This window comes from Kineococcus aurantiacus (genome assembly GCF_013409345.1).
Classification (GTDB): Bacteria; Actinomycetota; Actinomycetes; order Actinomycetales; family Kineococcaceae; genus Kineococcus; species Kineococcus aurantiacus.
The window spans coordinates 3,120,524-3,133,617 of sequence record NZ_JACCBB010000001.1 but is presented as its reverse complement, the minus strand read 5'-3'; the positions used below and the strand labels follow the sequence as shown (position 1 = coordinate 3,133,617).

The 13,094-nt window shown below is 76.1% G+C and carries 12 protein-coding genes; 2 read left to right on the top strand and 10 right to left on the bottom strand.

Annotated elements, in window-relative coordinates; translation table 11 throughout:
- Position 1: 1 nt before the first annotated feature.
- From BJ968_RS15130 to BJ968_RS15100, 7 genes are all read right to left on the bottom strand, one after another.
- Complete coding sequence (locus BJ968_RS15130; protein WP_179753216.1) at positions 2-1,405, bottom strand: diguanylate cyclase domain-containing protein; 1,404 nt, start codon at positions 1,403-1,405, stop codon at positions 2-4.
- 188 nt (positions 1,406-1,593) lie between these two features.
- Positions 1,594-2,325, bottom strand: coding sequence for a PIG-L family deacetylase (locus BJ968_RS15125; RefSeq protein ID WP_179753203.1), 732 nt, complete (start codon positions 2,323-2,325; stop codon positions 1,594-1,596).
- Positions 2,322-3,629 (bottom strand): glycosyltransferase family 4 protein, encoded by a 1,308-nt coding sequence (locus BJ968_RS15120; RefSeq protein WP_179753201.1) that lies wholly within the window; start codon positions 3,627-3,629, stop codon positions 2,322-2,324. The genes BJ968_RS15125 and BJ968_RS15120 overlap by 4 nt, the downstream gene beginning before the upstream one ends.
- Entirely contained in the window at positions 3,626-5,191 is a 1,566-nt protein-coding gene (locus BJ968_RS15115) for a YcaO-like family protein (protein ID WP_179753199.1), read from the bottom strand. The genes BJ968_RS15120 and BJ968_RS15115 overlap by 4 nt, the downstream gene beginning before the upstream one ends.
- On the bottom strand, positions 5,188-6,123 hold the full coding sequence (locus BJ968_RS15110; RefSeq protein WP_179753197.1) for an MBL fold metallo-hydrolase: 936 nt from the start codon (positions 6,121-6,123) through the stop codon (positions 5,188-5,190). The genes BJ968_RS15115 and BJ968_RS15110 overlap by 4 nt, the downstream gene beginning before the upstream one ends.
- The gene (locus BJ968_RS26740) at positions 6,120-7,238 is read right to left on the bottom strand and encodes a Gfo/Idh/MocA family protein (RefSeq protein ID WP_343078058.1); all 1,119 of its coding nucleotides are present in this window, start codon (positions 7,236-7,238) and stop codon (positions 6,120-6,122) included. Before BJ968_RS26740 ends, BJ968_RS15110 begins: the two co-directional genes overlap by 4 nt.
- Before the next feature lie 22 nt (positions 7,239-7,260).
- Positions 7,261-8,241 carry an HD domain-containing protein gene (locus BJ968_RS15100; RefSeq protein WP_218885078.1) on the bottom strand — a complete coding sequence of 327 codons (981 nt, stop codon included), beginning with the start codon at positions 8,239-8,241 and terminating at the stop codon, positions 7,261-7,263.
- Positions 8,242-8,502: 261 nt separating this feature from the next.
- On the opposite strand from BJ968_RS15100, the gene BJ968_RS15095 reads away from it, so the two are divergent.
- Positions 8,503-9,465, top strand: a complete 963-nt coding sequence (locus BJ968_RS15095; protein ID WP_218885077.1) for a TIM barrel protein — start codon at positions 8,503-8,505, stop codon at positions 9,463-9,465.
- A 51-nt stretch (positions 9,466-9,516) separates the two neighbouring features.
- The gene (locus tag BJ968_RS15090; RefSeq protein WP_179753193.1) at positions 9,517-10,212 is read left to right on the top strand and encodes a Clp protease N-terminal domain-containing protein; all 696 of its coding nucleotides are present in this window, start codon (positions 9,517-9,519) and stop codon (positions 10,210-10,212) included.
- On the opposite strand, the gene BJ968_RS15085 is transcribed toward BJ968_RS15090, so the two are convergent.
- From BJ968_RS15085 to BJ968_RS24780, 3 genes are read right to left on the bottom strand one after another with little or no spacing between them, the layout of a single operon-like run.
- A complete protein-coding gene (locus tag BJ968_RS15085; RefSeq protein WP_343078057.1) occupies positions 10,202-11,218 on the bottom strand; it encodes an ABC transporter ATP-binding protein in 1,017 nt (338 codons plus the stop codon). The genes BJ968_RS15090 and BJ968_RS15085 overlap by 11 nt on opposite strands.
- The gene (locus tag BJ968_RS15080; protein ID WP_179756767.1) at positions 11,215-12,156 is read right to left on the bottom strand and encodes an ABC transporter ATP-binding protein; all 942 of its coding nucleotides are present in this window, start codon (positions 12,154-12,156) and stop codon (positions 11,215-11,217) included. Before BJ968_RS15080 ends, BJ968_RS15085 begins: the two co-directional genes overlap by 4 nt.
- Positions 12,157-12,188: 32 nt before the next feature.
- Positions 12,189-13,049: an ABC transporter permease subunit gene (locus BJ968_RS24780; protein WP_179756769.1), complete on the bottom strand. Its 861-nt coding sequence runs from the start codon at positions 13,047-13,049 to the stop codon at positions 12,189-12,191.
- Between the last annotated feature and the right edge of the window lie 45 nt (positions 13,050-13,094).

The following is a 13,094-nucleotide window of genomic DNA, read 5'->3' as shown; positions in this document are numbered from 1 at the left end:
GTCAGCCCCGCGCGGCGGGCTCCGGGTGGCGGTCGGCGCGCGCGGTCCGCCCCCGGCGCTTGACCTCGTACATCCGCGCGTCGGCCTCCCGCAGCAGCCCCGGGACGTCGTCGCCGTGCTCGGCCAGCAGCGCGACCCCGATGCTCGCGCCCACCCGCACCGTGACGTCCTCGACCGCGACCGGTGCGCTCAGGACCTCCACGAGCCGGCGCGCCAGCGCCCCGGCGTCCGCCGCGGACGCCTCCGCCGCGAACACGGCGAACTCGTCCCCGCCCAGCCGGGCGGCGACGTCGTCGTGCCGCAGGACCCGGCGCAGGCGGCGGGCGACGGCGCGCAGCAGCTCGTCGCCGACGAGGTGGCCGAAGCCGTCGTTGACCTGCTTGAAGCCGTCGAGGTCGATGAGCAGCAGCGCCCCGCCGGCACCGGGGGCGGCGGGCAGGGCCCCGGCGAGCGCCGCCAGCAGCCGGCCCCTGTTGGGCAGGCCCGTCAGGCCGTCGTGGTCGGCGCGGTGCTGCAGCTCCGCGAGGTGCTCGTGCTCGGCCTGGCGCAGGCGGGCGCTGTCGACGACGAGGGCGCCCTGCAGGGCCAGCTGGCGGGCCACCCGGCGGTCCCGCTCGGTCCAGGTGCGGGCGCGGGTGACGTCGCCGCACACGACCATGCCGACCGGGCCGCGGGCCGACAGCAGCGGCATGGCCGCGTAGGAGCGCAGCTGCATGGTGGAGATGAACCCGCCGGGGCGACCGGGCTGGACGGCGGCGCAGTCGGCCAGGACCGGCCCGCGGGTGTCCTCGGCGTGCCGCCACACCGGGGAGTCGGCGGCGCGGGTGCCGACGAGCTGGGCGCGCAGGGCCGCCGCGGTGCCCGCGGGGACGCCGACGTCGAGGACGTCGAGGATGCGGGTGTCCTCGGCGGACAGGTGCACGGCGACGCGCTCGGCGCGCAGGACGTCGGCGGTCACGCGGGCCAGCACCTCGGCGGCCTCGCGCACGGACGCGGCGCGGGTGCCCTCCTCGAACAGCCGCCGCACGGCGTCGGTGACGTCGGCGTCCAGCCGGCGGGTGCGGCGGTTCTCCTCGGCCTTGACGACGACGGCGACGTGGTGGGCGAGGTCGGCCAGGACGTCGGGGCGCGGTTCGGCCCGGCTGGCGGTCGCGGGCCGGCGGGTCAGTTCCAGCAGGCCCAGCGGCTCGCCGAGCACCCGCAGCGGGACGACCACCGCGTCGGGGTCGACGAGGGCCGGGGCGGGGACCAGCCGCGCGCGGCGGACGCCGCAGGGGCCGGCGAGCCGGTCCACGACGAGCCCCAGCACGCGGTCCAGGTCGGCGGGGCCGTGCGTGACGGCGTCGAGCAGGTCGGCGCGCAGGGCGGACTGCGCGTCGGGCGACGGCGCAGCGGACGGTTCCACGTCTTGGTGCTCGGCCGGTGGGGGCGCGAGCTGGACCGTTCGGCGCCCCGGCGGCGAGGTTTCACCCGGCTGCCGCAGGCCCGGGCGGGACCGTCACGCTCCGGGGGCCGGGGAGGGCCCCGCAGAGTGCTTGATCCCCGCAGTGCTCGATCACCGCGAGGTCCCGCGGTGATCGAGCACTGCGGTGATCAAGCACTGCGGGGATCGGGCACGGGGGCGTCGAAGGTCTCCGGGCAGTCCCGCAGCGCCCGGGCCATCGCGGCGGTCCCGTCGAACTGGAAGCCGAGCTGGGTGGCGTAGGCGGCGCAGGCCTCCACCTTGGCGTCCAGCTCCGCGGGTTCGGCGCGGCGCGCGGTGCCGGTGGGGGTCTGGGCCCCGGGGCGCAGCACGTACGGGGTGTCGGCCCACCGGGCCAGCGGCAGCCCCCGGCGCACGGCGAGCGCGTCGACGGCGGCCCGCACGTGCCGGTGGTCGACGTGGTCCCCCAGGCCCTGCGGGCCCAGCAGCAGGTCCACCGGGCCGCCGAGGCGGTCCGCGTCGAGGAAGCCCTCCAGGGCGGCCCCGACGGTGGCCGGGCCGTCCTCGTCGCCGGCCGCGACGGGCCCGAACAGGGCCGCGGCGCTGCCGTACCCGCGGTGCGGGGCCTCGGCCAGGGGCAGGTGGTGGCCCGTGGTGCCCAGGGCCGCCATCGCGGCGGCGTCCTCGGCGCGGCGCACGGCCATGTAGTCCACCTCCGGGCCCAGGCCCTTGTCGGTCTGGCACGCCAGCGCGAACCCCGTCGGGTCGGGCACGGTCGCGGTGAACACCGTCACCACGTGCACCTGCGCGCCCGCCGCGGCCAGGCCGGCCAGCAGGGCGCCCGCCGAGAACGCCGCGTCGTCCAGGTGCGGGGAGACGGCCAGGACCCGGGTGGGGCTCACAGCAGGTGCGGGGTGGCCAGGAACCGGCAGTCGGCGTCCGCGGTCGCGGGCTCGACCCCGCGCCCGCGGCTGGTGGGCCGCTCCGCCGGGTCCAGCGCCGTCCACGCGGTGTCCGGGGTGGTCCCGGCGAGGCGGTCGTAGACGGCCTCCACGCGCGCGGTGAGGGCCGGCCACGACCACACGTCGCGCACCTCGGCCAGCGCCTGCTGGGCCAGCTTCGGGCCCAGGGCGGGGTCGTCCAGGAGGCGGCGCAGCGCCGCGGCGAGGCCCTCGACGTCCCCGACCTCGTGCAGCAGGCCGTTCTCCCCGTCGCGCACGCAGTCCACGACCCCCACGGTGCGGGTCGTCACGACCGGCAGGCCGGCCGCCATCGCCTCCAGGATGGTGTTGGAGAAACCCTCCGACTGGGTGGGCGAGACGAACACGTGCCCGTCGCGGTAGACCGCCGGGGCGTCGGTGTACGGGACGTAGCCGCGCTGCTCGACGGCCGCGCCCAGGCCCAGCTCGGCGACGAGGTCGGCCACGGCGGTGACGTCGGGGCCGATGCCGGAGACCAGCAGCCGCACGTCGCGGCCGTCCGCGCGCAGCGCGGCCAGGGCGTGCAGGAGGTCCAGGACGCCCTTGCGGCGGTCCACGCGGCCGTGGAACAGCAGCGTCACCGGGCCCTGCGCGGGCAGCGCGCCGACGGCGGTGTCGTCGGCGGGGGTGAAGGCCGTGGTGTCGGTGGCCCCGCCGACCAGGTCGAAGCGGGCCGGGTCGGTGCCGTGGTGCTCGACGACCTCGTCGGCGAACGTCTGCGAGCCGATGAGGACGGCCCCGGCGTGGTCGAGGACGGTGCGGATGCCCACCGAGTGCGCCGGGCAGCACAGCCCGACCCAGTGCCCGTCGCCGCCCTGGACGCTGACCACCGACGGCAGCCCCAGGGACGCCGACGCCTCCAGGACCGCCATGCCGGTGGGCCAGGCGTACTGGGCGTGCAGCAGGTCGAAGGGTTCCTCGGCGTGCAGGCGCTCGACGGTGGCGCGCATCGTGGCGATGTCGGCGTCGAAGTCGGCGGGGGCGCCGTCGGCGACCCGCTGCTCCCCCAGCGCCTCCAGCCCCACGGCGCGCACCCCCGCGGGGACGCGGTCGGCCGGGGGCGGGCCCCCGCCGTAGACGGCGCTGCCGGTGGGGTCCCCGCGGAACTGCGAGACGAGCACGACGTCGTGGCCGCGGGCCACGAGACCCTCCAGCAGCTTCTCGGCGTAGACGCTCATGCCCGAGACCGCCGGCCAGTAGCGGCGGCTGACGAAGCAGATCCTCATGCGGTCCATCCCTTCGCGCGGGCCACGGCGGCCGCGTGCAGTGCCGGTTCGCGGTACAGCGGGTACAGGTCGCCCAGGACCCGGTCGAGCGCGGCGCGGTCCAGCCACGCCGGGCCGCCGACGCGCTCGCGCGCGGCGTCGGTGAGGTGGACGGGGGCGGCGGTGGCGGGGACCCCCGCGGCGCCGGGGACGCCCAGGCCGACGATGCCGTGCAGCCCGGTGCGGCCGTCGCCGCGTTCCAGCAGGTCGCTCAGGCCGCGCTCGCCGATGCGCCCGTAGCTGACGATCTCGACCTCCAGGCCGGGCACGACGACGCGGGCCACGGCGACGTCCCCGTGCGAGCAGTCCAGGACGAGGACGTCGAAACCCCGCTCGCGCAGCAGCCCGACGAGGTGCGCGGCCAGCGCCTGCTGCTCGTCGGCGCCCTCGGGGGCGTCCCACGTGGGCAGGGTGTCGAAGCGCCGGCGGCTGCGCTCGGCCAGCACGACGGGTTCGAGCAGCGCCCGCAGCTGCGCGGCGTCGCGCTGGAGCCAGCCGAGCATCCCGCGCAGCGCGCGCTGCTCCTGGGTGGAGGGGTCGGCGGCGTAGCGGTCGACGTACCCGTCGGGGCTGATGGCCCGCACGGCGTCGAGGTCGCCGTGGGTGAACGCCTTGCGCGAGCGTGCCGCGGCGAACTCCAGGACGGCCTTGCGCAGCGCCACCTCGCGGTCGGGGTGGGCGGCCTCGCCGGCGGCGGTCACCATGACCGGTTGCAGGGGGTGCTCGTCGGCGCCGACGACGGTGACGTTGACGATCCCCGACCAGTCGTTGGCGAGCTTGGGCACGACGTGCACCCCCTGTGCGCGCAGCTTCGCCAGCGCCTCGCGCGTCACGGGGTCCTGCACGTACCCGTCACCGGGGCCGAGGTCGAGGACGACGCCGGTGTCCAGGGCGCGGAAGCGGGTGCCGTTGCCGTCGCGCTGGAGGAGCTCGCCGATGCCGTGGGCCACGGCCCGGTCCAGGCTGTCCCCGGCCCCGAGGCCGTTGCCGTGGCGGGTCACCAGGCGCGGCAGGTCGTCGATGAACCCCGGGGGGAGCTCGTCGGCGTCGCGCAGCACGACGTCGGCGGGGGCCCAGACCCGTTCCCCCGTGCCGAACCGCTGCAGCGGCAGCCAGTTCAGCGGCGCGTCGGGGGCGTAGGCGGCGCCCGCGTCCAGGCACACCGCGGGCGGGTCCAGCACGGCGTCGGCGCCGAACTCGGCGACGAGGTCGGCGCGGGTGCCGCGGCGGTGCTCCAGGGTGGAGACCTTCCGGCGCAGCAGCCCCAGCTCGGCGGACTCGCCCCAGCTGGAGCGGCGGGCGTCGGCGTCGGTGGCGCCGTAGCCGTGGCCGATGGCCGCCGCGCCGGCGGTGCCGGTCGCCGCGATCGTCCACCAGGACGGCACGCCGACGGTGTCGAGGCGGTAGGTGGGGAACTGGAACCGGTCGCGCTCGCCGAGGACGTCGCGGAACCGGTCGGTGGCGCGGTGGTCGCCGCCCTCCTGCACGGGGTGGTCGACGGTCAGGGGGTGGGTGGTCCTCACGCGAACACCCCGACCTTCGCGGCGAGGACGTCCATCGGGACGGGTGCCGCCGACGGCGGGTTGGCGAGCATGTGGTCCACCAGGGCGACGACGTGGCGGGTGGTGACGCCGCGGGCGAACTCGAACGGGCTGAACACGGTGTCGAACTCCAGCGCGCCGACGATCTCGCGCATGCTGCGCAGCTCGGCGCGCGAGAGCGGGATCTGCGCGTGGAACGCCTTGTGGGCGCTGAGGGCCGTGGCGTTCCCGTCGGCGTCGAGGTCGATCTTCAGGGAGTCCCCGCAGAAGAACAGCCCGCGGTCGGCGTCGTGCAGGACGCTGTGCCCGGGGAAGTGCCCGCCCGTGCGGTGCAGGGTGATGCCGGGGGCCAGTTCCGTCCGGTCGTCGGCGGGCCAGGTGACGCGGAACGCCTTGGTCCAGGTGAGGTCGTGGACCCCGACCGAGACGACGGGCGGGTCGAGCTCGTCCTGCAGCTGCCACAGCCCGCCGAAGCCGTGGACGTGGCTGGAGGCCAGGACGCGCAGCCCGCCGCGGCGGCGCAGCTCGGCCAGCGCGTCCGCGGAGTACCAGGGCGCGGCCTCGAAACCCAGCAGGCCGTCGGCGGTCTCCAGGACCCACCCGTGCGAGCCCAGGCCCACGACGGGGTCGCACCAGAACTCCGTGACCCCCGGGACGGCCTCGCGCCACGACGTCGTCACCAGGGCGTCGACCTCGGTCTCGCGCAGGAACGCGAAACCGTCCACGGGCAGTTCGTTGCGGACGTCCGAGCACACCGGGCACGACGGCGGCGGGGTGTGGGCGAACCAGCGCTGCCAGTGCCCGCAGTTCGTGCACGAGTACGCGCGGTGCTGGCGGTGGGCCCGGGTGGGCAGCGGCGCCAGTTCCCCGGCGCGGACACCGCGCAGGGCGTGGGAGTCGTCGGGGCCGGTCATCGTCGTGCCTCCAGGGTCGCGGGCTGCGGGGACGCGGGCGGGGTCGCGGACTCGGGGGCACCGGACTCGGGGGCACCGGCGCCGATGGCTTCGTGCAGCAGGTGCAGCAGGCGCAGGTCGCGCGCCATCGGGAACCGCCACGGCGACCCGCCGGTCACCGCGGCCTCCAGCGCGCGCAGTTCCCCGGTGAACGGGGACGTCTCGCCGTCGAACTCGACGTCGCGTGACTCGCCCGTGGCGGCGTCGACGAACTCGACGCGGCCCCCGGCGTCCTGACCCATGGTGTTCGTCAGGACGAGCTGGCCGGCCGTCCCGACGATCTCCAGGCGGCGCCGCGGCAGGGTCTCCACGGTGTTGAAGGAGTTCGAGATCGTCACCAGCACCCCCGAGGCCGTGCTGCCCACGAGGACGGAACCGTCGTCCACGGCGTAGTCGTGGACGCGGTGCTGCAGGAGGGTCGTGGCCCGCACGACGTCCTCGCCCAGCAGCGTCCCCACGAGGTCCAGGCCGTGCGGGGCGAGGTCCACGTACGCCCCGCCACCGGCGCGGACGGGGTCGACGCGCCAGTTGTCGCCCGTGGTGCTGCCCGGCGGCGCCCAGCCCGGCGGCAGCCAGCAGGCGTACACGACCCGGACGGCCGTCACCGTGCCCAGCTCGCCGCGGGCGAGCATCCCCGCCACGACCTCGTGGGCGGGGTGGAACCGCTGGTCGAACGCGGTCGCGGCCACGACCCCGGCCTGCTCGCAGCCGGCCACCAGGGCCGCGGCGTCGTCGAGGTCGGCGGCGAGGGGTTTCTCGCACAGAACGGCCAGACCGGCCTGCGCGGCGGCCAGCGCGACCTCGCGGTGGGCGTGGTTCGGGGTCGCCACGTAGGCGATCTGCGCCCCGGGGGTGGCGAAGGCCGCGGCGAGGTCGTCGTGGGCGAGCGCGCCGGGGAACCGGGCGGCCAGGGACCGCGCGGCGTCGAGGTCGCGGTCGACGACGGCGACGACGCGGCTGCTGTCGGAGGCGGCCAGGGCGGGGGCCATGTGGTCGCGCGCGACCCAGCCCGCACCGGCGATGACCCAGCCGGTGCGTCCGTCGTGCTGCTGGTCGTGCTGGGCGGGGACGGTCACGGAACTCCTCGATCGGTGGGTTTCAGCGCACGGGGATGCCGGCGCCGGCGAGCACGCCGAGCTGGAACTGCTGCACGGCACCGGGGTGCACGATGTCCAGGTCGTCGAGGGCCTGGGCGGCGGTGAACGCGGCGGCGCGGGCGTGGTGGTGGACCTGCAGGACGCGGTCCAGCACGTCGGCGGTGTTGAACACCCGCCCGACGTCCGTGCCCGTCGTCTCCCGTTGCGGGAGCAGGTCCCGCAGGTGCGCGGCCAGGCCGGCCGGCAGCTGCCGCAGGGACCGTTCCTCCAGGGCGGCCAGCACGGGCAGGTAGTGCTCGCCGAGCAGCACCTCGCCGCCGAAACCCGCGTCGGGCAGGTCGCCGTTGGGCAGGTGGTGGGCCAGCGCCACGAGGAACGCCGTACCGCGCTGCACCCCGAAGCGGGGCGCGACGAGGGCGGAGTACACGGCGGTGACGAAGCAGTGGTCGCCGTGGCTCTCGGGCGGTTCGACGACGACGCGCGGGAGTTCGGGGTGGGTGGCCCCGGCGCGCGGCTGGCGCACGAGGGCGTCGACGAACGGCGGCGCGGCGGGCAGCAGGTCCTCGTCGAAGGGGTCGGGGTCCAGCGCCGCGCGCAGGTCGGCGAGGTCGCCGAAACCCCCCTGCGCGGTGGCCGCGACGGCGTCGAAGGCGCGCTGCAGCACGGTCAGGCGTTCGGCGCGGTCCAGGCCCGCGGTGGCCAGCACACCGGCGTCGACACCGGCCAGCCGGGCCGCGACGAGGGTGTGCGCGACCTCGCGCAGCGCCAGCCGCTGCACCTGTTCCGGGGACCAGTCCCGCAGCAGGAGCCGCCAGGAACGGGTGAAGGCGCGGTCGGCCAGCGAACCGGGGCCGCGGGCGTCGCGCAAGCGCTTCACGTCCGCGACCTCCCGCAGGAGGGTCAGGGTGGAGGGTTCGACGACGGGCGCGTCGGTACCGGGAGTGGTCGCGGGGAGTTCACCGGGGTTCACGGGGGCGGTCACCGCTGACCTCGCTCACCCGCGGTCTGGATGAAGAGCACCAGAACACCATGCCCGCGCCCCCCGGGGTCCGCGCGCCGAACTCCCGTGAGGATCCTCACCGGTTCTCGCGGTGCGGGGCCCCTGCGGACGTGGTTACGTCGAACCGGGACCGTCCCGTCGCCGGTCCTGGAACCAACGGTTCACGGGCAGTTCGCCGCGGCTCCACCACCCGGTCACGCCGACGTCGCCGTCCCGCACCCCACCGCGACCCGAGGAGCCCTCGTGCCCGTTCCCCCGACCCCCACGACCCGCTTGGCGTACAACGCCAACGGCCTGCGCTCGCTGGACGTCCACGACGCCGTCCGCACCCTGGCCGACCTCGGGTACGACGGGATCGAACTGTCCCTGAACCACCAGCACGTCGACCCGTGGACGTTCTCGGCCGCCGACGCCGAGCGCCTGCGCGCCACCCTGGCGGACACGGGCCTGACGGCCTGCAGCCTGGCCACCGGCGACCCGCACCTGCTGGGCGACTCCCCGTTCGAACCCGCCCTCGTCGACCCCGACCCCGCCGAGCGGGCCCGGCGGCTGGACCTGCTGCAGCGCGGCGTCCGCGCCGGCGTCCTCGTCGGCGTCCCGCTGGTGGTGTTCTCCTCGGGCCGCCGGCGGCCCGAGGTGAGCGCCGCGCAGGCCGACGCCTGGTTCGACGAGGCCGTGGCCGTGCTGCTCGACACCCTGCACGAGTCCCTCGACGCGGCCGGGCTGCCCCGCGGCAGCACCGTGCTGGGCATCGAGCCCGAACCGGACTTCCACTACCGGACGAACGCCGAGGTGGCGGCCGTGCTGGAGCGCACCGGCAGCCCGGACCTGTGGCTGAGCCAGGACCTGGGGCACTGCGTCGTCGTCGAGGACGACGCGCTGGCCTCCCTGGAGCGGCACCTGCCGGTGACGCGGCACCTGCAGGTGGAGGACATCGCCGACCGGGTGCACGCGCACCTGGTCCCCGGGGACGGCGACGTGGACTTCGACGCCGTGGGCGCGGTGCTGGCCTCGGGGTTCGACGGCTGGATCAGCGTGGAGCTGTACGACCACGACCCGGTGCACCGGGAGGCCGCGCGCCGCAGCCGGGAGTTCCTGCGCGAGGCGTTCCCCACGCTGCGCGGGTCCGGCACCACGCTCGACCTGACCGCGGCTGGCCCGCTGCGCGAGCGCGTCGCGGTGTCCAGCGGGTCGTCGCGGTCATGATTGTCAACCCGTGGTTGACAATCCCCGGAGTGTCAACCTATGGTTGACGCCATGACGGAACCCACCCAGCTCGTCCGGCTCGACGACCTCGTCCGCACCGTCACCGGACGCCACGACGACCCCCTGGACCGCCTCAGCGACGCCGTCCTCCTCGGCGAGCACCTCGGCGAGACGGCCGACGCCCTCATCGGCCACTTCGTCGACCAGGCCCGCCGCTCCGGCGCCTCCTGGACCCGGATCGGCGCCAGCATGGGCGTCACCCGGCAGGCCGCGCAGAAGCGGTTCGTCGGCCGGGACACCGATGGGGACGAGGACGCACCCGCCCCGCTGGACCCCAGCCAGGGGTTCAGCCGGTTCACCGACGCCGCCCGCGCCGTCGTCGTCGGCGCCCAGGAACTCGCCCGCCGCGAGGAGAACGCGACCATCGGGGTGCCGCACCTCCTGCTGGCCCTCCTGGCCGACGCGGACGGCGCCGCGGCGCGCGCCGTCACGGCCCAGGGGGCCGACCTGGAGGAGGTGCGCCGCGTCACCCGCGCCTCGCTGCCCGCCCCGGCCGGGGACGTCCCGGCGCTCATCCCCTTCGACGCCCACGCGCGCGCGGTGCTGGAAGGCACCTTCACCGAGGCCGTGCGCCGCGGCGCCGACCACGTCGACGACGTCCACGTGCTGCTGGCCGTCCTGGCCGCCGAGGACGGGACCGGCGTGCTGGCCGGGCTGGGCGTGCGCGCGGACCGCGTCAGCGGCTGACCGCGACCACCCCGTGCAGGTGGCACGCCGCGGCGTGCTCACCGCTGAGGTCACCGCCGTGCGCCCCCGGCACCGGCTGCAGGGCCGGGTCGACCGTGGGGCACGGCTCGAACGCCGCCGGGCAGCGGGTGCGGAACCGGCACCCCGAGGGGACGCGCGCCGCGGACGGCACGTCCCCCGACAGCACGATCCGTTCCCGCGACCGCTCCCGCGCCGGGTCCGGCACGGGCACCGCCGACAGCAGCGCGCGCGTGTACGGGTGCTGCGGGTCGGCGCTGAGGTCGGCGGCCGGGGCGACCTCCACGACGCGCCCGAGGTACATGACGGCGATCCGGTCCGACAGGTGCCGGACGGCGGCCAGGTCGTGGGACACGAACAGCAGCGTCAGCCCCAGCTCCCGCTGCAGGGACCGCAGCAGGTTCAGCACCTGCGCCTGCACGCTGACGTCCAGCGAGGCGATGGCCTCGTCGCACACCACGAAGTCCGGTTCACCGGCCAGGGCGCGGGCGATCCCCACGCGCTGGCGCTGACCACCGGAGAACTCGTGCGGGTACCGCGACGCCACCGACGGGTCGAGACCGACGAGCTCGAGCAGCTCGGCGACCCGCGCCGGGCGGGAACCGGACCGCAGGCCGTGCACCTGCAGCGGCTCGGCCACCGTCTGCCCCACGGTCATCCGCGGGTCCAGGCTGGCGTAGGGGTCCTGGAACACCATCACGGCGCGCCGGCGCAGCGACCGCAGCGCCCGCGCCGACAGGCCCGTGACGTCCGTCCCGTCGAACTCGACGGAACCCCCCGTGGGTTCCACGAGCCGCAGCAGGGCGTTGCCGAGGGTCGACTTCCCGCACCCGGACTCCCCCACCAGGCCCAGCGTCTCGCCGCGCAGCACGTCCAGGTCGACGCCGTCCACGGCGCGCACCGCGCCGGTCTGCTTGCGGCGCAGTCCCTTCGAGCGCACCGGGAAGTGCACCTGCAGGTCGCGGGCCCGCACCAGCACGTCGTTCACGAGTCCACCTCCGGGGTCGTGCAGAACGTCGCGGCGCGGTGCGTGCGGCCCACCGGGACCAGTGGCGGCTGCTCGGTGGCGCACCGCACGTCCCCCCGCACGGGGCACCGCGGGTGGAACACGCACCCCGGCGGCAGGTCGGTGGGCGGCGGCGGGGTCCCGGGGATCGCGACCAGGTCCTCGCCGGGGTCCCGCAGCGAGGGCAGGGAACCCAGCAGGCCCCGCGTGTACGGGTGGGCGGGGGCGGAGAACACCTCCTCGACCGAGCCGTCCTCCACGCACCGCCCCGCGTACATCACCAGCACCCGGTCCGCGATGCCCGCCACGACCCCCAGGTCGTGGGTGATCCACACGACGCCCGTGCCGTGCTCGGACTGCAACCGCGCGACGAGTTCGAGGATCTGCGCCTGCACCGTGACGTCCAGGGCCGTCGTCGCCTCGTCGGCGATGAGCAGCTTCGGCGACCCCGCCAGCGCGATGGCGATGCCGACGCGCTGGCGCATCCCCCCGGACAGCTCGTGCGGGTAGCGGTCCAGGGTGCCGCGGGGGTCCGGCAGCCCCACGTCGGCGAGCAGTTCCGCGGCCCGTTCCCGCGCGGCGCGCTTGGAGGTCACCGCGCGGTGGGCCAGCAGCCCCTCCCCGACCTGCCGGCCGACGGTCAGGACGGGGTTCAGCGAGGTCATGGGGTCCTGGAAGACCGTGCCGATGCCGTTGCCGCGGACCGTCCGCAGCTGCGCCTCCGACATCGCCAGCAGGTCGCGGCCGTCGAACTCGGCCCGGCCGCTGACCCGGGCGTGGCCGGGCAGCAACCCCAGCAGGGCCGTGACGGACACGCTCTTGCCGCTGCCGGACTCCCCCACGACCGCGACGGTCTCCCCGGCCGCGACCGAGAGGTCCAGGCCGTTGACGATGTGCGCGGTGCCCCGCGCGGTGTCCATCGACACCCGCAGGTCCTGCACGTCCAGGACGTTCACCGGCGCCTCCTCCCGAACGTCCGCTTCCCCGCCTGCAGCGCGCTGCGCTGCTGCGGGTCCAGCACGTCGCGCAGCCCGTCGCCCAGCAGGTTGAAGGCCAGCACCAGCAGCACGATCGCCAGGCCGGGGAACACCGCGATCCACCAGGCCAGGTCGACGTACTCGCGGCCCTCGGACAGCATCCGGCCCCAGCTCGGCGCGGGCGGCTGCGTCCCCAGGCCCACGAACGACAGGGCCGCCTCGGCGAGCACGGCGAACGCCAGGCTCACCGACGTCTGCACGATGACCGGCGGCGCCGCGTTCGGCAGCACGTGCCGGAACAGCAGCCGCAGGTCCGAGGCCCCGATCGAGCGGGACGCGCGGACGTACACGGTCTCGCGGACCCCCAGCACCGACGAGCGGGTGACGCGCGCGAAGACCGGGGTGTAGGTGATGGCGATGGCGATCATCGCGTTCGTGGTGCCGGGCCCGAGGATCGCGATGACGGCGATCGCCAGCAGCATCGCGGGGAACGCGAAGAGGACGTCCATCGCCCGCATGAGCACGGTGTCCACCCAGCGGCCGTAGAACCCGGCGAACAACCCGACGAGGACACCGGCGACGAGGGACAGGCCCACCGCGACGACGCCGACCTGCAGCGACACCCGCGCGCCCAGGACCACCCGGGACAGGATGTCGCGCCCCAGGTCGTCGGTGCCGAACCAGTGCGCGGCGCCGGGGGGCTGCAGGCGGTCGGCGACGTCGACGTCGTTGGCCCCCGACGGGGCGAGCTGGTCGTCGAGCAGCGCCACGAGCACGACCACGACGAGCACGACCGCGCCGAACAGCGCCGGCGGCGAGGACAGCAGGAGCTTCAGGCCGTCGAGGAAGGCGTTGCGCCGGGGCCGGACCGAGACCTGCGG